The sequence below is a fragment of the Pseudophaeobacter leonis genome (assembly GCF_002087335.1).
In the GTDB taxonomy this organism is placed as follows: Bacteria; Pseudomonadota; Alphaproteobacteria; order Rhodobacterales; family Rhodobacteraceae; genus Pseudophaeobacter; species Pseudophaeobacter leonis.
In genome coordinates this window covers 1-19,418 of record NZ_MWVJ01000052.1, presented here as the reverse complement: position 1 = coordinate 19,418, position 19,418 = coordinate 1, and the positions used below count along the sequence as shown (strand labels likewise).

Sequence of the window (19,418 nt, the reverse complement as noted above, 5' to 3'; positions counted from 1 at the left end):
TTCATAGGGGCGGCTGCGCCAGACGCTTACACAGTATCAATCAACTCATGCAGCTCATCGCTCGCACGCCCAGAGACCCCCTCGTCCCATAACCGTGCCCTACAGATCGCCAATAGGACCACGTCCCGCAAAAAACGCGAGGATTACCCTTCCGCTTTCCTAAACATAGGGGCGGATCCCTTTTTGGGGGAGGCTCAGTTTCTGTCGCCGGTTGAGGCACCTGGATCTCGGGACGTCAGGACAGCTTGACCGTAGGATCGCCGTGACCAGGCTCTGCCTTCTCATTCTGCTAACGTATCCAGAGCGCGCGATATGGCCTGCCTGTCTGCCTCAGTTACCTCGCAACGATAGAGGGTTGTATTGTTCACTTGAGGCATTGCTATTGAGGCGTGCAACGATTGGCGGGTTTCTTCCTCAAAGGACCGGTTCAGGCTCTGAAAGCGTTCTGACAGGGTTTCGACTTCAGTTTTGCTGTAAAGCGATGTCTTTTGCTTATCCGGATGCCTGTCATGCAGGAGGGAGGTCACGCGCTCTAATTGTAACTTGGTGGGCTGGATACCGTTCAGCAGTTCGCGGCTGAGGTAATAGCCCAGGGGATCAATGGAGACATTGCGCCGATCAATGGTCTTAAGCCCTGGCAGATCATCGTAGCCAAGATGTGCAAGAAATGTACCCATGACACCCAGGTCGTGATCGTCAAAAGTATCGTAGGGCAAATAGCTGATCTGACCCGCTGTGAAGGCCTTGCTCAATGTGCGTGAAGCTGGGAATAGTCGAAGAACAGCCCTGGATTATGCGCGCTTTCGATCGCCTGGCCGAGCCATTCGGAGAAGTTTGACACACTGTTCCCCTGTCTGATTTGCAGAAAAACAGATTGCAGCAACGAGATTTGATCTCTCAACACCACAACGATTTCGTGATGGTCGAAACGGGGGGTCCTACGAACAATCTCTTCAAAGTCTATCCGGGTTGGGGAGCGGCGACTGAATTCTTCGCTGCTGAGGATGACTGTCACAGGCTTTGAGCCGCCTATGTCATTGATTGTGTTCCAATCTTCTTCTGGTGAAAGGATCGGCGGGTAAGTGGTTTGCAGTTGCGGATTCCAGCCGGACAGAAGGTAGTGTTGCGCATGGCCCTGCGGAGGCGTGGGATAGACAATGCCTGCTTTCGCAAGTGCCGCACGGTTTCGGAACAAGGCAACCTGCAAAGTCGTGGATGCTGTTTTATGCATACCGGCATGGATAATCAGGCGCCGACCGTCTTGTGTTCTCATGAGCTGCTCTTTGTAAAATGACTTTTTATTTGTGTGTTTATGCGCGTTTTTTGTGCGTGATACCACTGGTCCGGTGCAATTTTTGGCGATTGAGCAGTGCAATACCTGGTTTTACAAAACCGCTTTGCTACGCAAGCCAGTTGAGGACTTCACGCAGCTGGTTCCAGATTTATGCCGATAAGTCCTATGTTGCGTTGTTCGTTATTGTCAGCGCTGTGCGCTTTTGTTTCTTGGTTTTACGGGTCCATCACGCCTCGGTCATGACGCGAGGTACAGGCACTGCCAGCTGCTCTGGTCTGCCCCCTCTGGGGCCTGTCTCCCTCTGGCGGCCTGGCCCCCTCTGGGAGTCTCTTGGGCTTGCGGTGCAGGGCGGGCCTGCGGGTAAATCCACTAAGGTAATTGGTGGCCCCTGTGGTTTGAGGAGATATCACATTTCATTCCTGAAAACAGAGACCTAGCGAAAACCGGTCGTGCTGGGCTGATACCTACGACAGGTCGGCGCAACCCTGGTCGTGAGAGGAAAGTCGCCATTCAACTCAAAATCGCTTTAAATTGTTGATAAGCAGTTAACGGTGGGTTAATAATTGCTGCAGTCGCAGGGTGATTCTACCCTGAGATTTGATATAAATTTGTTATACCTTGCATCGCATTTATTTTTTCAGTTCAGGGTATTTGGGTTAAAGGAATTTCTCCGAGGGCGGTGGATGAGTACACAGATGTAGCTGACGTGCAGCAGGGCTTGGAAGACTCAGGCCTGCGAGACGGTCAGATTCAAGCTGCACTTGAGGACTTGGCAGAAGCCGGTTTTGACTTCGGTGGAGATGGTGGTGACGGTGCCGGTGGTGTGCCAGTCAATATCGCCTCGCTTGGTCCAGATGAAGAAGCCCCGGATGATGCAGACTTTATTGTGCGAAACACCGGCGACGGCACGACTACGACAGAGGTCGTAGGGTCCGGTAGCACCCGACCACCGGCTCCGGCGGTGATGACGTGATTGATGGTAGCTCTACCAACGATGACAACAGAGGTGGAGCCGGCGAGGATGACATCTCTGGTGGTGGGCGGTGAGGATACGCTCGGCGGCGGCCGCGGTAACGATACTATCAGTGCTGGTAATGGCAATGACAAAGCATCAGGCGGCAAGGGCGACGATACCATTGATGGCGGTAATGGCAACGACACGCTCAGAGGCGGCGAGGGCGACGACAAGCTGCTCGGTGGCAATGGTGACGATGAGCTGAAAGGCGGTGCCGGCAACGACACCCTCAGAGGCGGTGATGGAGCCGATACGCTGAATGGCGGCAAAGGCGATGATCTGATGAATGGCGGCGGTGGCGACGATGTCTTCTACGCCCGTGGCAATGACACGATCAGAGGCGGTGATGGCGAGGACGAGGTCCATCTGCAAGGTGACCGTGCGGATGCCGACATTGTGCTTGATGGTGGTACAACCACGATTACCTTCACTGACGGATCGGTTGTCACACTGCGTGGTGTCGAGACCTTCATCTTCGACGACGACGAAGACTCCGGAGCCTAAGACGAATATTAAAGTAAGAGCGAAGCTAAGGCTTCGCTCTTATTCTTTGGCCAGTTGAGAAAATACGACTTAATGGGGTTATCTCATATTCTTGACCTTATGAAAAAGGGTCGCGATCTGCAGGCCCTTGCCTGTTTTCATGAAACCTATCGAAACACTGAACAGCTTGGCCCCCAGGGCCTGATGTTACGGGCGCGTATTTTAGCGCGCCTTGGAGAGCAGACTGCAGCCTTGCACGATATGGAAACTGCACTCTGGTTGGATGGTGCCGATCCGGATCTCCTGCTTGCCGCTTGTTTGATCGGTCGGGATAAACGACCAGAGGAAACGCATGATTTGGCTATACGCGTTATGTCTTCGCGTGACAGCTCCGAGAAACAGCGTCAATCGGCCCTTCGCTTCTTAGATCCTGAACAACTGCCACTGGTGCTCCAAACCCCACTGAATGTGGTGGATAGGGTGACGGTTGTTCATGGCATTGCGCAGCCGGCCACAATCGGCCCGCTGGAGGAGGCTGACTTTCAGGAGGCTCTGGGTGGCATTCAGCTGAACGGTGCCTTCTGCGTCGCCCTGGATCATTACCTGAATAAATCCGCAAGCACCTCAAGGGATGTCACTGTTGAGACTGGGCCGATCAGCCGGACCCTGACCCTGGATCCCCTGTTGCCCCAGGGTGGAGCGGTCCCTGGGGATGGGTCAAAACATAAAGCTGCGCCCTGGATCATTATGCCCGTGCATGATGGCGGCAAGATCTTGAGCAGATGTCTTGCAAGCGTCATTGCCGAGCTGGATCGCACGCCCAAAGCACCGGCTGTTGATCATTAACGACGGCTCGCAAAAATCCAAGACCCGCAAGACATTGGACGCGGCAGTGCACCACAAACGCGTGTCGGTCATCCAGACGGAACAAAATCTTGGGTTCGTTGGCGCTGTGAATTTGGCGATGCAGTCGATTGGCCCAGGCCCGGTCCTGTTGCTGAACTCGGACACCTATCTGCCGCGCAAAACCCTGTCCCGACTGCTTGCGCATCTGCAACAGCCGGATGTTGGGACGGTCACCCCGTTATCAAACAACGCCGGCAGCTTTTCTGTGCCCAAAGCCCTGTCAGCTTATGGATGCCCTCTCAGGAGGAGATCGAAGGCCTTGCTAGGCAGGCCTATAAGCAAAACGCGAAAATTGGCGTGGATGTATTCAATGGCAACGGCTTTGCCATGCTGATTTCCGAACCCTGCATAAAAGAGGTGGGCTTTCTTTCAGCCGAATTTCAGGACGGCTACTACGAAGAGGTCGACTACTGCATGCGGGCGGCGGAAAAGGGATACCGCCACCTTGCCGCAGTTGATTGTTTCGTCGGCCATGAGGGCGCCACAAGTGTTGGCGCAAGAAAGCGCGCTTTGGTCTCAGAAAATCGCCGCCACCTTGTTCGAAAGTACCCTTTCTACCAAGCGGCCTATGAGCGCTATGCGTTGATTGATCCGCTGGATAGCTTTCGAAAAAATCTTGTTGCCAAAGCGAATTGGACGCCCCGCAAAAAGAGGGTCAAAGACACGCGTCCAAACGCAAAGGGGCGCGGGATTTTGATGGAGCGCTTGCCGATTGTCCCCGTTTCAGGCCTCCCTGACACCCGGGATATCGCACAGGTTTTCCGCCGTTTTGCGGTAATTTCAAAAAATGCCGTAAAGGTTGCCGGGCAGAAACTCAAAATTGATCACGGGATTAGGTTGCAGGGCAACAAGGAAGGAACATTATTGCTACTGAAAGACGCCTCCGGCACTCTCATCGACCATCTGGACCTTGGCCGTGCCACACCAGACGTCCTTGAGACATTTGAAGGACATGTTTTGAAGCTTCTGGAAGAATCTACCGATGGCATTTGAATCGGGCGCAGCGTTTTACAAGCCAGGCTATGTCCGCGGTTATGTATTTGACCCAAAGGCACCTGGGACCCGTTGGGCTGTTGGCCTGTTTCATAACGGGTCTCTCGTGGGGACCTATTTCGCCGACATGTTCAAAGAGGAGCCGGGCCGCGACCCCAGAACGCCCAGCGACTGCGGATTTGAATTCAACCTGAACAAGGCTGTGTTTCGCGATGCGGATACCCTGACGATCAAGGTGCTGAACACCGGGCATGTCATCGTAGATACCCGTATGAAATCAATGAAGGCCTGGCGGGAGGCCAGCGCACATATAACGGCCGTCAGCGTGCGCCACGCCAATGGGCTGACTCTGACGGGACATCTGAACGATGCGGTTTCCAAACATCCGTCTTATGAAATTTTGGCCTATGACGGCGACCGGATTGTTGGCCGCTCTCGGCTGTACCGCTGGCAACATATCGGCAATCAAGCAATGCCAACGGGCGGCGTGTTGGGTTTGAGCTTTTGATTGATGCTGATCTGGCCGATGGAGTGCCGCGCAAATTGCGGGTGGAGACCTCGACCGGCATGGCCGTTGAGGGCAGCCCGGTGGATTTCATCGCCTATCCCAACAGTATGCGCGAGCCCTGGCTGACGGCAGAGGGACGGCGCCGGACCCGCAGCGCAGATATGGCGCTCGACCGCATTTTGGAAAACAGCGTTCCCCTGCACGCATATGCAGAGCATTATCCCAAGCTCACCGCAGCGCCGGTTGCGGCAAAGCAGCGGAAGAGTTTTGGAGAAAATGGCCAGTTTTGGAAAATCCCAAAATCCGACTGGACGCTTGTGAGCAATGTGGCGGTGTCCCCGCGCAAGGACATAGCACCTCTGCTGCGCGGCGTTGCCGGCGACCTTGCCTATTTTGATCTTGGTGTGCGCAAGGGCGATGATGTGTTCCCGCTGCTGTTTCCGGCCTTCGATCTGGAGCGCCTTTTGGAACAGGGCTATGCAGCTTTGTGCTTTGCTGCGCGCAGCTCTCTGGTGCAGGAGGCCCTGTCAAAAAATCCGCGTTCGCCGTTTGAGATGTTCCTGACTCTGATCGGTGATGTCGCCCAGAGCGATAGGCTGCGCACAAAAATCCTGCACATTCCACATCCCGGCGGCCTGCTGGATGAAGATCAGCTGGGCGACACATCCGGGTTGCATGAACCAGTGCTGCGTGATCATCTGGCGACCCTTGCGCCGGGTGCCACGTTGACCAGCCGTACAGACAGGGTGTTTCCGGCCGTTCAGGTCAAACGCCCGAACACCGATCAGGCCGTCAGCGTTATCATTCCCGCCCGGGCCGAAGGCGCCATGCTGTATGAATGCATTGATAGTCTGATAACCTCAAACCCGGACTGTGATCTGGATATCCTGGTCGTCGACAACGGCTCTCAGGAACAGGAAACAGCAGGCATTTTTGCTGACCTGGAACATCGCGGTGTGCGCCTTCTGGAATATGATGACGGCTTCAGCTTCTCCCAGATCAATAATCTGGCGGTGGAGCATGCGCGGCACGAACAGCTATGCCTTCTCAATAACGATGTGCGCTTTCCGCAAGAGGGTGTCCTGAGCGAGCTCTGCAGTCGTCTCGCGGATCCGTCGGTCGGGGCCGTTGGTCCCCTGATGGTGCGGGCCTCTGATATCATTCAGCACGGCGGCGTGGTGCTGGGCCCCAGTAACGGTGCCACGCATGCCTGCGAAGACCGGATGCGCGGAGATGTCGGATATGGCGAAATGCTCTGTGTTGCGCGGCAGTGCAGTGCGGTCACCGGCGCGATGATGCTGACCAGAAAGTCATTGTTCCAAAGTCTGGGAGGCTTTGAGGAAACCCTGTTTGCCGTGAATTTCAACGACGTGGACTATTGTCTGCGCTTGCAGAGCTCTGGCTACCGGGTGGTGTTCACGCCGCATTGCTATGTGCAGCATTTTGAATCCGTCAGCCGTGGCCGCGAGCTGGCCTCCCCCACTGGTAACCGTATGCTGCGCGAAGTTCATAACCTGCGGCTAAGGTGGCGAGACGTCATCATGAACGACCCCTTCACTCATCCGCTTTTGTCAACCGATACAATGCCTTACCGTGCGCTCTGTTCGCGCCACCGGGCGCCCGGGCCGCGCACATCCGAGATTAAGCCAAGCGCGGATCTCCCAAGTTGGATTTAATAGAGGCCTGCGTGGAAAAAACATTCCTGAATCTCGGCTCCGGCCCTCGATTGGCAATGCCAACAAACGACCCCCTGTTCCGGGGATGGACAGAATTCCGCGTTGATATCAGCCCGGAAACCAATCCGGATGCGGTGGCCTCTCTGGTCGATTTGAAGGGCGTCATCGCTGACAATTCCGTAGAGATTGTCTATTGTTCGCATGTGATTGAGCATTTCTATGCCCATGAAGTGCCGCTGGTTTTGGCAGAAGTCGCCCGCGTTCTGCGCCGTGATGGCGTGGCCGTCTTTCGCTGCCCGGACCTGGCACAGGTCGTGCAGAATCTCGACCCAACCGACCTGGATAAGCCGATTTATTCATCGCCAGCCGGGGACATTACCATCCTCGATATCATCTATGGGCATCGTGAATCGGTCATCGAGGACGGCCACCATATGGCGCACCGGTCGGGGTTTACGGAAGAATACCTTGCGAAACATCTTCTGGACGCCGGATTTGAAGAGGTGCGCACGCAGACAAGCAGTTCAATGGATTTTTGGACTTCGGCTAGCTTTGAGTCCACTCGGTATTTACGTCAGGCGGAACGTTTGCTGATTTGACCCGTTTGGCTGTTTGAGCACGCGACAGTTTCTGCGTCATTTGTGACCCTTCAGGCTCCCAATCACAGGACCGGGCCACATAACTGGCCGAGGAGAACCACGCTGCCCTGGCTGGTTGACACGGCAATGCCATTGCAGCGCTTACGTCGAAACCTAAGCGTTGCGCAAATCACTCCCTTCTTGCAGCCGGCGAGATCCAGCAGGATCTCGTTTCGGCAAGTCTGCTGGCTTTTATTCAATGATACCAGGCTCAAAAAGGCTTCACACAGGAGTGAAGCCCTTTTCTCCTTTGCCCTCTGCCATCAGATCGGTCTCGGCCAAGAGCCAATTATAGAACGATCCAGTTCCTGTTTTGAAGGGATCCGCAAAGGCATTCTGGAGGTCCTTGCGCTCTCTATAGAGCTCGCGAACACTTTTGGGCACTTTGACATCGTTGTCAAAAATTCCATAGTACCACCAGCCTTTTGGGACCTCTTGGGCGGTTTTCGACAAAACCTGCTGACGATACCACCACCAAAGCTCGTAGATCTCCGTGTTGTCCTGCGCATATCGTTGCGTCATCGTGTCGCCAACTGCGCCGAGTTTGGTGAAATGATAAAACCGCAGCAGATTTCCGTTGATCCGGGCCGCGCCATTCTCATCGTAACGCATGTCGCGCTGGCTGAGATTCCAGCTGGCCACATTGAAGCCCGGATCACGCAGTACTTTTACATTGTCAAAGAAGCAGGGCACCAGATTACACCATTTCTGGTCGACGAATATGCCGATGTCCAACCGGTCGTGACACCAGTCACACAGGCGGTCATCCCACCATTGGGCAAAGCGCCTGCCTTCTTCATCGTTGGCCATTGCCACGAAACCCAGATTGAAAATGCCATAATCTAAGGACGCGATCTCATTGTCCTGGATGGCGCCTTTTTCGTTTCGTGGTTCGGGGTCCACCTGATGAGGCGTCAGAACGATCGAGAAATCATCCAAAAGATCGACCACCGGGTCCATGCTGTTGAACAAGGCAATATCCGGGTCGAAATAAAACAGCTTTTCGCAGTCTGGATCCTTTAGAAGCCGCACGCAAGCGCGTCCTTTTACAGCGGTACAGGCTTCGACGATATCATGACCGAACAACCAGGCATCCAGCGAGTCACCAAAAAGATCGTCGGCCGTAAGGACGCCGGTGAAATCCTCATCAGAAAGATCAAAAACAAACCCCTCTGGCTCTTTATCCGTCAGGACCGCCCAGATTTTCCAGTCCGGGTGTTGCGCCCGCAGGGTTTTGGCAAGAACCCGAGCGCGATTGAGGTAACTGTAAGAGAAGCTGGTAAATGCGTGAATGGTCATTGGGCGCTCACCCTATTCAAAACGTCGAAACTCATTCCGCTCACGGCTCGGTTGGCCATCTTTTTCTTACGGTCGGCACGCAACGTATTCACCATGTCTTTGCCGCGCCCATCTGTAAGAAAAGCCACGAGGCCCTCTTCTCCGTCCAGGACTGCGCCACGGCCGAATTTTTTCACAGTCGCGGCCACGTTTCCACTGCCAGGGTTGGTGAGGACAAAAGCGCCCCCGGCCAAGGCTTCAAAGGTTGAGAGAGAAAAGGTCTCGGGCCAGGTCGCCCAATGCAGGACAATGTCGGCCTTCTCTGCTGCAACAGCATCAATCATGGCGGTAGGGTTGTCTGATGTCACGCTTACGGGGACATGCCTTACAAAGGCCGATGGAGGCGTGCTGGTGCCCAGGAGAACAAAATCAAAGTCGGGGTCATCCTTGAAACATTTCAACAAGTGGTCGAAGACGTTCCATCCCTTGTGGCGCGCCGGGTATCCCAAAAATGCTATCGTGATTTTGTCGGCGTCTTTTGGGTCTTCACCCTCCCGATCGATCCAATCGAGTGTCACGTGCTGGTGGACATCAAGCGTGCCCGCCTTTTGCACCCCAAAACTGGCCGCCCAGAAGTCAGCACAAAACTCAGAGGGGCACAGAACATGAATATCCAGGCGTTCGAAAAATGCGTGCATTCTCTTTTGATGCCGGGCTCTTTCTGCGCCGTAGAGGCACAGGGAGCAGGCGTTGGAGTCCAGCGAGGGGGCGCCGCAAAAGGTGATATCGTTGCGTTGTAGTGAAAAGCTCGGACAGGTGGCGAAGAAGTCGTGCGCCCAGAACAGGCATTGGTTTTTCCCGGTGGCGAGCACCAAGTCGGCCACCTGTTCCGTGTGATGTCCAAGCAGGTGGTGAATAATCACATGAATGTCCGGCAATTTTGTTGCCAACATCTCGGTCGCCAAAACCAATTGGCTCATGCGGGCAGACCCCAGCATGTCCCGACCAAGGATCAAATTGACTGCGACATCCGGATCCTCTTCTGCATGCGCGAGCCTCGGGAGGGGCTGATAGGGGTGTAAATTAAGATAAACAGCGCCGTTCTCAGCCGAAAGTTCCTCTTCCCGCTGTATGCAATACTGGATGCCACCGTCGATTTCCCGATAGTTGTCATGACTAATAGTCAACAACAGGTTTTTTTTGCGTTGGCGGCCAACTGCCTTGAGAATTTTTCTGGAAATGTCTTTCGCATCTAGCCATTTTTTCGGCGACTGCCCACTGCGCCAATGCGTGACAAGTTCTTCAAGAGGCAGTTGAGTCATCAGCTTTTCAGCGACAAATCCACCGGGATGGCGTGGGCTTCGGCCTTCGGCACGACCACCGGTAATATAGTGCCAAAAGGGATTGATCCCGGAGTCTTTGATGTCAGGGTTCGATTCAAGGTAGTAGCTGAAAGAAAAGTCATCATTCGGGTCACGGCCTTCTTTCCATCCCGAAAGAACAAAATGCATGAGGGGGTCAACCCCCGCCTGTTCGACATCAGGATATTTTCTCAGGTAGAAGGCGGTGTCGAATTCGTCATTGATGGTATTCATCTCGTAGACAATTTTCTCTTCCGAAATATGAGCTAGTTCGGAAAACTCTTCAGAATCAGTCTGTTCTTCAGCGCCAGCCTCTTGCACCTCTAGCGGAGGACAAGCCTTACGACCCTCGTCCTTTCCGGTCACCACATAGTGCCAAAACGGATTAATGCCCTTATCCGAAACATCCTTGTTCTCTTCCAGATAATAGCTTGTCGAGAAATCGGGGTTCGGATCACGCCCCTCTCTCCACCCCTGCAACAGATAGTGGGTCAGGGGATCAAGCCCCACTTCGGCAACATCACTGTTCTTGGCCAGATAAAAATCCGCGTCAAAAAACGGCTCTACAGCCGCCGCCTCAAAATTGGGCTCCAGGTCAGGTGCAGTGTCTCCAGGTCGGGCTGCCCTGCCTTCTTTGCTGCCAACAGTTACGTAGTGCCAGAGTGGGTTGTTGCCAGACTTTGCAATGTCGGGATTATTTTCAAGGTAATAGGAGGTTGAGAAATGAGGCGATGGATCCCGGCCTTCATGCCACCCATGCAAAAAATAGTGCAGTAGTGGGTTTATACCGGCGGTCTTCACGTCCGGATATTTTTCCAGATAAAAGTCTATGTCAAACGCTGCGTTAATCGCCTCGGTGTCCTGAATCGTCAACTGATCTGGGTGCGTGGCAACAGGGGATTGTGGGAATTCTAAATTAGACATGAAAAATATCTCAACGTTGAAAGTTTTACGTATTAATTTTAACGGCTCATTAAAAGAAGGTCTACTTAGATGTTTGTTCCGTACTGAAGTCGTGCTTTTATAGTAAGCCGTCCATGTTTCACAGGGCCCAGGCCTCCGGGAGAGCCCAGATGATCAGAGTGTCCGCAGGCTCTGATCATTAATAAAAATCCTGGTGCGCCTGCCTTATTCAACCGCTGCGAGCGAAGATTACTTTCGGAAAATTTTCATCCGTTCAGTCCCTCGGCTTTCGTCATACGCCCCTCACGAGGCTCTCGTCTCCATTCCGGAACTGTCTCGTTTCGCCTGAACCCAGATCTTAAGCCCCATAAGAGTGTCCCGGTCATCTATTCCGGCCAGCGTAAACGAGGTGCCTGACGCTTCGCGACACCCTGCTTCCTTGAACAAAGCTTCCACTCGTATTTCTTCGGACCGCGTGGGAGATTGAAGCCACATTTCCACCGCGCCAAGGGATCTGAATTGCCCCCTGCTGCCAAGATAAACACCCGGCTCAGCAATCTGGCCAGTGTTCAGATCCCGCATCATGACCTGGGCAAAGCCGGATGTTGGCATGCAAAGACCTTCAATGGAATCAGTGCGTCCGTCGCCACGCACCCAGTCGCCAGCTTCGGCAAATATGTCACCAAGATTCGCACATGTGCCATAATTTTAGGCACATCCTGCGCCGAAGAGACCCTGCCGCGCGTTTCGGCCGGTCGCTCATTGATGGATTGCGCCGCAAGTTTCTCTCTTTCTCCGGAGGCACTGCGGTCCTGCTGCGATTTGCCTGTAAGCTACTCGACGACAACGCTGCCCCGCGCCGCGGTATTGGGCTGCGTGCTTTCAATGTTCAGGGAGAGAATCGCGGGGCGTCGGCACTGAACCACCCAACAGTCCCCCGGTGCTGCGAGGGCATCGTCAGGCGCAGTGGGTTCCGTGAGCAAGGTTAAACTGCCACGAGAGCTGGTGGAATATCGGCTGTTATCAGCGCGTTTCCCTTTTTGCCGATAGATTTATATCTAATGACGGCCAATCCCGCCTCAAGCTTGATATCTTCGATCATCGTGCGTCCAGTTTAAAAATAGAGAAATTCATTTTAAATACTCACTCTTCCCGCATAGCACTGCGCCAACGCCGCAAAACAGGTGTCAAAACATACTCAAGGGCCGTCCGTTTGCCTGTAGGCAAAATAACCGCAACAGACATGCCTGCGACCAGGCGCGTCTCTATCTCCTCCGGCACAGTTTCAGCTAAAATATGCACTTCGGCCTCATAATAATTTTCCCCGCTTGCGACATCAACAATCCGGTCACGGGAAACAGCTACCAGCTTACCCTCGGCGGGCTGCATTTCAATACTTTGAAACGCAGGAAATGTGATTTGGGCCAAAATACCGGGTAGGATGTTTTCAATATCATTTGGGTTGATCTTGGCTGAAACGATATAGTCGGTGCTGCTCGGGGCGATCCTCATAATGGTTTCGCCCGGCCGAATGATGGCACCAATGGTTCCCAGAATGCTCTCCTGCACCGTACCGCTCACAGTGGCGCGCACCTCAACCCGTTTGAGCGAGTCTCTGGTGACAATCAGATCCCGCTCCAGCGAACGGATGTCGCGACTGACGACATCGAGCTCTTCTGCAGCCATCTGGCGATAGGTTTCCGTCGATTGCCGGATCTGCAACTGCAGTCCGGAAATCGCCTGGTTGGTGCGCGCAATATCAATCGCTGACTGGGCGATTTTTTCTTCCAGTCCAAATTTGTCCCGCAGCATTGCTGTCACCTTTGGCTGACTGGTCAAGCCGCGCTCCAGCAAAATCATCTGCGCCTTGAGGTCCTCTTCGACAAGAACCAGAGCGCGGCGCGCCACGTCCGCGCGCAACTCAAGCCCTTCAATTTCGGCATGAGCCTGCTGAATCTGCGTCCTGAACAGCTCGCGCGTCTGCTCAAGAGAGGTCCGTGCCAATTCGAACTGGCGGGCCTCGTCCTTGAGCAATTTGCCAATTTTCGGGTGCTGACTGGCGCTCTCGATCAGGACCGCCGGAAACAGCAGCTCAGCGCTCAGGTCGACTTCGGCCGCCAGGCGTGTTTGCTTGGCCTGCGCCCCCAGCAATTGAACGTTAAAGAGATCAACCGTTGCTTCACTGCGGGTTGGGTCCAGACGCAGCAAAAGATCTCCTTGTTCAACGCTTTGCCCGTCCCTGACGAAGAATTCGGCAACAATCCCGCCTTCAAGATGCTGAACCAGCTTGGTGCTTGAGGCGTTTTCCAGGATGCCCGGTGCCACAGCCGCACTGTCCAGCCGGGCGGAATAAAGCCACCAGCCGAGCCCGCCAAAGCAGAGGGCAATCAGCAAAATACAGTTCCGAATGGCATGTCTTAGCACCCGGTCCTTGAGATCTGTTCTTGCCAGGTCTGCAGTGTCCTGCCTGTTCACCAGGGCCTCAGAAGGCGCACCTGCTGTCATGCTGCACCCCCCGCGCTCTTGTCCTCGCCCTCGTCATTCGCAGGCAAGATCCGGTTGCCTGATTTTTCCAGCCGCCCCATCACATCGTCCCGGGAACTGAACGAATGCATGTAGCCGTCCTTGATCACCAAAACGTAGTCGCTGATTTCCAGCAGGTTTGTCTTATGCGTGCTGAAGACAACAGAGGTTCCTGCGCGTTTCATTTCCAGGATACTATAAGCCAAGTCCTTTTCACCGGCGGCATCCAGCGCCGAATTCGGCTCATCCAGCACCAACAAACGCGGTGTTTTATAATATGCGCGCGCCAGGCCAATCCGCTGCCTCTGGCCGCCAGAAAGCGGCGCGCCATCCAGTGCCAGCGCGAAATCCAGCCCGCGATCAGTGCCCTGCACCATCTCAACAGCGCCAGCGCGGCCCAGAGCCTCAAGGATTGCGGTGTTTTCTTCTTTGCCCTGCGCTGCAAACCGGGAAACGTTTTGAGCGATGGTGCCAGGAAGCAAATCAACCGATTGCGGCAGATATCCGATGCCGGCCCCGCGCTGTGCGTCGGGCCATTGGTTCAGCGGAAAGCCGTCAATCTTGACCTGTCCCGAGGTGGGCTGCGCCGCACCGGCCAGGAATCGCAACAGCGTAGATTTCCCCGCCCCGCTTGGACCGATTACCGCAACCACGGACCCCGCAGGTACGCTAAAGTGGATCCCGTTCAACAGGCTCTTTCCCGCCGAAATCCTGAACCCGACCTGATCGCAACTGAGATGGCCCGTCATCGCGGGCAGGGCGGTTTTTTTCTCGGGTTGATTGTCCCGCAGCAGCGTGTCCAAACGATCCATTACATCGCGGGTTTCCTGGACAACCGACCAGTTCTTGGCGATGGCCACAACCGGGCTAACACCACGCAGCATAACAATAAATGCTGCAAACCCAATCTCAGCTGTCACCTCATTCATCAAGAACAAAACGCCACCCACGCCGACAACCAGAACCATCAGTCCACGTTGGAGCAGGTTGATAACGGTTTCGACCCGGCGACCCGCCATTTTCCCATCCATGAGATCGTCGGAGGCTTCGTTTTGCAGTTTGCTCCACTCTCGCCGGACCCCCGGCAAAAGATCCATAGCCCAGACAACATCCCGTTTTGCCGCCGTCGCCAGACCAAACGCAAAGGCGCTGTCCTCCAGAGGTTTGGCGGTTTTCTTTGCCTGTTTCCAGATTTGACGCGCGCGATAACTCAGAAGCGCCACAACCAGAATGAAGACAACTGAAACCCAGCCAAAAACAGGATGAAGCAGAAACAGGACGGCCACGAACAATGGCGTGAGCGTTCCATCAAAAAGGCTGGAGACAAAATTTCCGGTAACCCCCTCACGGAACGTGGCAATATCCACATAAGAGCGAAAGGCATCCTTTTGACCGCTGCGATGCACCGCGTCAAAAACAACCGACCTCAACTGGTGATCGATCTTAAAGCCTATCGCAGACAGAGCGTTGTCACGAAAATACCCCAGGGCGGCCCAGACCACCAACAAAAACACGACGAGCGCGGTAAGGAAGGTAAATGTTTCCCAGCTACGGCTGGTATAGACCCGTGAATGGACTTGCATGAGATACAGAAACGGGGACAAAGCCAGAACCGCGATAAACGCGCTGACACCCCAAAGCACCAAATAGTGCGTTCTATATTGCTTTAAAATACCGGTAATATTCATTAAGTATCCCAGTGTCCGATTATAGGACACCACAAAAGGGTTTCATACTTTGTACCAATCTTTTGCCCCACTTCAAGAGCTTTGGGGAACTGCTCATCGGATATTTGATCCCTTCTCATATCGGGCTCCTCTGTGCGAACGGTTCGTTCCCATCTGCATAGAAGAATCGTTCAACCTGTGCGGGCGCTACCCAATCGTGTGGCGCCGCAATGATGTCGGAGACTTTGAACTGGTCGCGGTCAGAAGTCTGGTGGCAGACGCAGAAATTCCACATATCCGGCAGATCGGCGCGGACGCTTTGCCCTTGTTGCTGCAGGCCTACCCGTTCCGGTACAAAAATCTGGCAGCTGGCGAACTTGAAATTGGGATGGAGCGGGTGGCTCCAACGTCTGAGCGCAACATCGGCGCCTATGTCTATGACCACCTTGGCAACTTTCAGCTCGGCGCAGAATTGAAGCTCAAAGCGCTTGAACGTTTCCGGCGCAGTCTGGGTTGGGAAAAGGCCCTGACCAAAGCCCTGACCCGGCACAACATGCTGGAAACCGTCGGGATGCCGCAGGACCTATGCGAGCAGCACCGTGTTCCTGAATTCACCGCAGCAGTGCAAGCGCCGGACCACGCGCTTTTGCTGCAGGAAATTCCCAAAGAAGGGCGAAAGACAGTGCTCACATTCCTGACCGCGCAACGTTTGTCGCTGTTCCGAATGGCCTCTATCATCGGCCTTTCCGAGACCCTTCAGGTGACATCATGAGTGCATGGTATCAACATCTGCCCGGCACCCCAAACCCCGCCCCGCTGCGCAAAAGCAATACCGAGGCCTGGCCGAGTTACCGGAACTCAACAGCCTGGAAAGATCTGGAGTTTTGCCCGGTTGCCTTCAGCGAACTTCACCTGATCGCGCATCATCTCCCGATAGTGGTGGTGGACTGCGGCAACGGGCCTGAGGTCATGCTCGACCTGAGGCGGCAAAAGATCGTCAAATCTCCTATCGACAGCACCGGCGCCTGGACGCTGCATTATATGCCTCTTGCTCTTCGCCTGCTCCCCTTTGGCGCCAGCGAAAGCGGCGAGCAGCATCGGCTGATTGATTTGCAAATGGGAGAGGATGAGGCGAGAAGCAACACCGAAGGAGCCGCCCTCAGGAAAACACTGGCGCAATATGCCCAGGGGCGGAAACGTCTTTCAATGATTGCGAAAACCCTGATTGAGCGAGGATACCTGTTGCCGCGAAACAAGGGGCAAGACTATAGAATAAACATGAAAATGGCCTCGCGGGTTGATGTTGCAACCGGAGGGGCGGTCCCCTTTCAGCTTCTTGTCATTATGTTGTTTTCGCAAAAAAATCTGATAATCGCCCCTGACACGATGGGTTTTCCCTTGCCAGTTGAGCAATATAAGGAGGGCGGTCACGAGACGGAACTGGACCTGAAAGACTTTCTGGTTGATGGGTCCAGCATTCTATTTTGAAGGGAAAAATCCAACTCCAGGGTTGCGGGCAAGGCCCTTGTTGTTCTTTGCGATGCACCTTGGCGCGGTACAGCCCCTCATGACTGCCCAATCGCATTGCGGTCAGGTCGGCGGGATGCTCGCTCAAACAAACCAGAAATGATCCAGCTCATCAGCGATAGGCACATTGGTGAGATAGGCAATTTCTACCGCCTCGCCGTTGCCATTGGCGTCAAATTCAATCCAGGTTTGATCAGAGTGCTGCAAGGTCAGCTGACCTGTTGACAGCGCCTCTTCAAGAGTTGTGCCGGCCTCAGCGAGCAACCCGGAAATATCAATTTGGTCGCCTTCAGACAGGGAAAAATCTCTGATTTCATCGCCAGCATCAGCCAGTGAAGAAAACACAAACACATCGGCGCCCTTGCCACCAATAAGAACGTCAGCTCCGCTGCCGCCTTCCAGGATGTCACGGCCGGCAGCGCCTTTCAAAGTATCCTGCCCCTGTCCGCCGATGAGCTCGTCGCTCCCGCCCGAACCAATAAGACGGTCAGAGCCTTTTCCACCCAGCAACAGGTCATTGCCCTTGCCACCTTTGAGGATATCGCGGCCAAGATCGCCCAGCAACTCGTCCGCACCAGCGCCACCATTCAGATGATTTCTTGCGTCATTGCCGATGATGCGGTCAGAGCCGCGGCCCGTTACCGCATTTTCTATGACTGTGTTCAGAGCAATAGAGAAATTCCCAGATCTGCCGTTCAGGTCGGAAAAGCTTCCTGCGCTGAGATTCACCACCTGATCATACGACTGCGAACCCAGATCAATCGTGTCGATGCCATCACTGTCTACGATCGTCACGGCCAGATCACCGGTCAGGTCCATGTAAAATTGAGCCGTGTTGGTGTTGTCTCCGTAAATGCTATCGCCGGTCGCCACGTTGTCTGGCGTGCCGTAAATTCTGTGAATGGCTACGATGTCTGCGAGTTGCGCCGTCGCCAAATAGGTCTGTGTCGCGTCTGTATTTGGGTTATCGCTTTGGCGGAAATACGACATGATCGAAATCTGCCAGCTGTCATGTGCGAACAAGGCGTCGTCATTGAAATTTGCGCTACCATTGTAGTTGCCTGTATGGCCCAGCCCAAGAGCATGGCCGATTTCGTGGATATAGGTCTGCAGGTAATAGCCGCCGTGGTTGGCCCAGGTACTGCTGACATTGATCTCTGTGCTCAAAATAGTTGACCCGTCGACAATAGACGTAGCGAAGGCACCGGACTCTTCATCATCAAAGACAATCTGAGCATTTCTGCTATTGGTGAACTCGATGCCAGAAAGTGCAGTCCAGCTGTCCAGCGCAATGCGTGCGGTTTCCCGGCCTGTGGCGTCCAGGTTGCTCAGGTCCACTGTAATCTCGCCGCCAGCGCTTACATCATATGAGCGCTCTGAGCGGTCACTGTCTTCCCAGTACTCCTGGGTCAGATAGGATGCGATCTGTTCGGTAGTCGACAGGAGAGAGGATGACTCGTCCCGCAGGCTTGTGGTGCTTGACTGACCAGACTGACCAGATTGATTGCTTGGCGCAAAGGCGGCCGCATTTGCTTCTGCTACACATAGATCACACATGATTTTAACGCCTAAGCTGTTGTTTTCATAAGTAAAATATGAAACAGCCCTCGATTTAGACGAGGCGCAAAATTCTCTTGCAGATCAGGTCTGCAAGCGCGTTTTCCTATTCAAACTGCTGGTTTTCTTTGGTGCTCTGACGATGCATCAGCAGTCCGACCATTCGGCGCTCAACATCAAGACCCGCGGTGTCGCGGCGGTTTTAAAGCAGGGGAAGAAAGCCCATAAAGCGGTTTGAGGAATTCAGTTTCAACTCAAGCCGTTCTGGCTGATGAGATTAATTTCGCAGCGCAATGTGACCAAAGCCGGGATGGCTTTGTGGTGAAATTGTGATTTCGTGATCTTATTTCAGATATGGAGGACGCTGCAGACTTCGGCTCTGAACAGACAGACTGCTCTGACGTATCTCACACTGCTGCCCGGGGGGCATTTGCGCTAAATTCAGTTTAAAATTGAATGGTTGTCGAATTGCTGCAGCAGCCGCGTTCGGGCGCCTGTTATCGCCGCAGGGCGTGCCTGAGGACCAGGTGGGGGAAAGGTTCCAAAGGAGATCTTCAGAGCGGGCGGGGCTATCCGGCCTGGCTGTCGTGCCCCTTTTTACGCCCATACTGGACGCGCAGCGATGCGCCTACAGATAAGGGAGGTCCATCATCCCGGCCTTGCCTTCGCAACGTTCAGCGGCCAGAGTTCATATTCCCAGTGGAGCAAGGGCCAACCATGCACTAGCTTTCGTACAGCGCCCCCAACCTGGGTCTGCTCACCTCCGCCTGGGGTAAGGAGAAGGCTGAATTCAAGCCGATTTAAGCAACAAAGTTTCTAAGACGTATAAGTTCGACTATATATTATGTGCTGACTGCGCTCTCAGACGCCAACTGCGATAAGGAAGTAAATAGTGAAAAAGATGATCTTCGTTCTGGGCGATTCCAGGACCGGCACGACAACCCTGCACAAGTTTATCAAAACCGCCGGCCTGAAGTCTGTTCATTACTTTTTCAAGGAAAGTGGCGTCACTGAACCCGCGCATGTGGAATATGAAGTCAACTGGGAGCGTCTAAAAAACTGAACTGCACCGGGTTTGCCGGAGGCTCC

The 19,418-nt window shown here is 54.2% G+C and carries 19 protein-coding genes; 11 read left to right on the top strand and 8 right to left on the bottom strand.

Annotation, left to right across the window (positions count from 1 at the left end):
- Positions 1–281 precede the first annotated feature (281 nt).
- Positions 282–752, bottom strand: coding sequence for a hypothetical protein (locus tag B4968_RS12615; RefSeq protein WP_083099456.1), 471 nt, complete (start codon positions 750–752; stop codon positions 282–284).
- Positions 749–1,273, bottom strand: a complete 525-nt coding sequence (locus tag B4968_RS12610; protein ID WP_139792796.1) for a hypothetical protein — start codon at positions 1,271–1,273, stop codon at positions 749–751. Before B4968_RS12610 ends, B4968_RS12615 begins: the two co-directional genes overlap by 4 nt.
- Before the next feature lie 739 nt (positions 1,274–2,012).
- Between B4968_RS12610 and B4968_RS12605 the strand changes: the two genes are divergently transcribed.
- The 8 genes from B4968_RS12605 (at position 2,013) to B4968_RS12570 (ending at position 7,474) form a co-directional block, all read left to right on the top strand.
- Positions 2,013–2,267, top strand: a complete 255-nt coding sequence (locus tag B4968_RS12605; RefSeq protein WP_139792794.1) for a hypothetical protein — start codon at positions 2,013–2,015, stop codon at positions 2,265–2,267.
- 48 nt (positions 2,268–2,315) lie between these two features.
- The gene (locus B4968_RS25250; protein WP_277620943.1) at positions 2,316–2,813 is read left to right on the top strand and encodes a calcium-binding protein; all 498 of its coding nucleotides are present in this window, start codon (positions 2,316–2,318) and stop codon (positions 2,811–2,813) included.
- Between the two features lie 336 nt (positions 2,814–3,149).
- Complete coding sequence (locus B4968_RS23105; RefSeq protein WP_139792792.1) at positions 3,150–3,638, top strand: hypothetical protein; 489 nt, start codon at positions 3,150–3,152, stop codon at positions 3,636–3,638.
- A complete protein-coding gene (locus tag B4968_RS26150) occupies positions 3,580–4,032 on the top strand; it encodes a glycosyltransferase family 2 protein (protein WP_083099446.1) in 453 nt (150 codons plus the stop codon). The genes B4968_RS23105 and B4968_RS26150 overlap by 59 nt, the downstream gene beginning before the upstream one ends.
- Positions 4,033–4,112: 80 nt before the next feature.
- Positions 4,113–4,691 carry a hypothetical protein gene (locus B4968_RS12585; RefSeq protein ID WP_161492585.1) on the top strand — a complete coding sequence of 193 codons (579 nt, stop codon included), beginning with the start codon at positions 4,113–4,115 and terminating at the stop codon, positions 4,689–4,691.
- Entirely contained in the window at positions 4,681–5,199 is a 519-nt protein-coding gene (locus B4968_RS12580; protein WP_083099442.1) for a hypothetical protein, read from the top strand. Before B4968_RS12585 ends, B4968_RS12580 begins: the two co-directional genes overlap by 11 nt.
- Positions 5,196–6,875, top strand: a complete 1,680-nt coding sequence (locus B4968_RS12575; protein WP_083099441.1) for a glycosyltransferase — start codon at positions 5,196–5,198, stop codon at positions 6,873–6,875. Before B4968_RS12580 ends, B4968_RS12575 begins: the two co-directional genes overlap by 4 nt.
- 11 nt (positions 6,876–6,886) lie before the next feature.
- On the top strand, positions 6,887–7,474 hold the full coding sequence (locus tag B4968_RS12570) for a class I SAM-dependent methyltransferase (RefSeq protein WP_139792790.1): 588 nt from the start codon (positions 6,887–6,889) through the stop codon (positions 7,472–7,474).
- 261 nt (positions 7,475–7,735) lie between these two features.
- Here B4968_RS12570 and B4968_RS12565 read toward each other — a convergent pair whose 3' ends face one another.
- The 5 genes from B4968_RS12565 to B4968_RS12545 form a co-directional block, all read right to left on the bottom strand.
- The gene (locus B4968_RS12565; protein WP_083099438.1) at positions 7,736–8,812 is read right to left on the bottom strand and encodes a hypothetical protein; all 1,077 of its coding nucleotides are present in this window, start codon (positions 8,810–8,812) and stop codon (positions 7,736–7,738) included.
- Positions 8,809–11,076 (bottom strand): glycosyltransferase family protein, encoded by a 2,268-nt coding sequence (locus B4968_RS12560; RefSeq protein ID WP_139792788.1) that lies wholly within the window; start codon positions 11,074–11,076, stop codon positions 8,809–8,811. Before B4968_RS12560 ends, B4968_RS12565 begins: the two co-directional genes overlap by 4 nt.
- A 282-nt stretch (positions 11,077–11,358) precedes the next feature.
- A complete protein-coding gene (locus B4968_RS12555; protein WP_083099434.1) occupies positions 11,359–11,667 on the bottom strand; it encodes a hypothetical protein in 309 nt (102 codons plus the stop codon).
- A gap of 531 nt (positions 11,668–12,198) precedes the next feature.
- Complete coding sequence (locus B4968_RS12550) at positions 12,199–13,560, bottom strand: HlyD family type I secretion periplasmic adaptor subunit (protein WP_083099433.1); 1,362 nt, start codon at positions 13,558–13,560, stop codon at positions 12,199–12,201.
- Positions 13,557–15,266, bottom strand: a complete 1,710-nt coding sequence (locus B4968_RS12545) for a type I secretion system permease/ATPase (protein ID WP_083099431.1) — start codon at positions 15,264–15,266, stop codon at positions 13,557–13,559. Before B4968_RS12545 ends, B4968_RS12550 begins: the two co-directional genes overlap by 4 nt.
- 49 nt (positions 15,267–15,315) lie before the next feature.
- Here B4968_RS12545 and B4968_RS12540 point away from each other — a divergent pair, with 49 nt between their 5' ends.
- Entirely contained in the window at positions 15,316–16,017 is a 702-nt protein-coding gene (locus B4968_RS12540) for a SapC family protein (RefSeq protein ID WP_083099429.1), read from the top strand.
- Positions 16,014–16,733 (top strand): SapC family protein, encoded by a 720-nt coding sequence (locus B4968_RS12535; protein WP_083099428.1) that lies wholly within the window; start codon positions 16,014–16,016, stop codon positions 16,731–16,733. The genes B4968_RS12540 and B4968_RS12535 overlap by 4 nt, the downstream gene beginning before the upstream one ends.
- Before the next feature lie 123 nt (positions 16,734–16,856).
- Here the strand turns inward: B4968_RS12535 and B4968_RS12530 are convergent, their stop codons facing one another.
- Positions 16,857–18,329, bottom strand: a complete 1,473-nt coding sequence (locus B4968_RS12530; RefSeq protein ID WP_083099426.1) for a M10 family metallopeptidase — start codon at positions 18,327–18,329, stop codon at positions 16,857–16,859.
- 892 nt (positions 18,330–19,221) lie between these two features.
- Between B4968_RS12530 and B4968_RS23510 the strand changes: the two genes are divergently transcribed.
- Positions 19,222–19,392 carry a hypothetical protein gene (locus B4968_RS23510; protein WP_161492584.1) on the top strand — a complete coding sequence of 57 codons (171 nt, stop codon included), beginning with the start codon at positions 19,222–19,224 and terminating at the stop codon, positions 19,390–19,392.
- Positions 19,393–19,418 lie beyond the last annotated feature (26 nt).

What these genes read in the sequence shown, in the direction of transcription:
- B4968_RS12610 (WP_139792796.1), bottom strand. Translation starts at nt 1,273, where the DNA reads ATGAGAACACAAGACGGTCGGCGCCTGATTATCCATGCCGGTATGCAT.
- B4968_RS25250 (WP_277620943.1), top strand. Translation starts at nt 2,316, where the DNA reads ATGACATCTCTGGTGGTGGGCGGTGAGGATACGCTCGGCGGCGGCCGC.
- B4968_RS12585 (WP_161492585.1), top strand. Translation starts at nt 4,113, where the DNA reads ATGCGGGCGGCGGAAAAGGGATACCGCCACCTTGCCGCAGTTGATTGT.
- B4968_RS12580 (WP_083099442.1), top strand. Translation starts at nt 4,681, where the DNA reads ATGGCATTTGAATCGGGCGCAGCGTTTTACAAGCCAGGCTATGTCCGC.
- B4968_RS12565 (WP_083099438.1), bottom strand. Translation starts at nt 8,812, where the DNA reads ATGACCATTCACGCATTTACCAGCTTCTCTTACAGTTACCTCAATCGC.
- B4968_RS12560 (WP_139792788.1), bottom strand. Translation starts at nt 11,076, where the DNA reads ATGTCTAATTTAGAATTCCCACAATCCCCTGTTGCCACGCACCCAGAT.
- B4968_RS12555 (WP_083099434.1), bottom strand. Translation starts at nt 11,667, where the DNA reads ATGCCAACATCCGGCTTTGCCCAGGTCATGATGCGGGATCTGAACACT.
- B4968_RS12550 (WP_083099433.1), bottom strand. Translation starts at nt 13,560, where the DNA reads ATGACAGCAGGTGCGCCTTCTGAGGCCCTGGTGAACAGGCAGGACACT.
- B4968_RS12545 (WP_083099431.1), bottom strand. Translation starts at nt 15,266, where the DNA reads ATGAATATTACCGGTATTTTAAAGCAATATAGAACGCACTATTTGGTG.
- B4968_RS12535 (WP_083099428.1), top strand. Translation starts at nt 16,014, where the DNA reads ATGAGTGCATGGTATCAACATCTGCCCGGCACCCCAAACCCCGCCCCG.
- B4968_RS12530 (WP_083099426.1), bottom strand. Translation starts at nt 18,329, where the DNA reads ATGTGTGATCTATGTGTAGCAGAAGCAAATGCGGCCGCCTTTGCGCCA.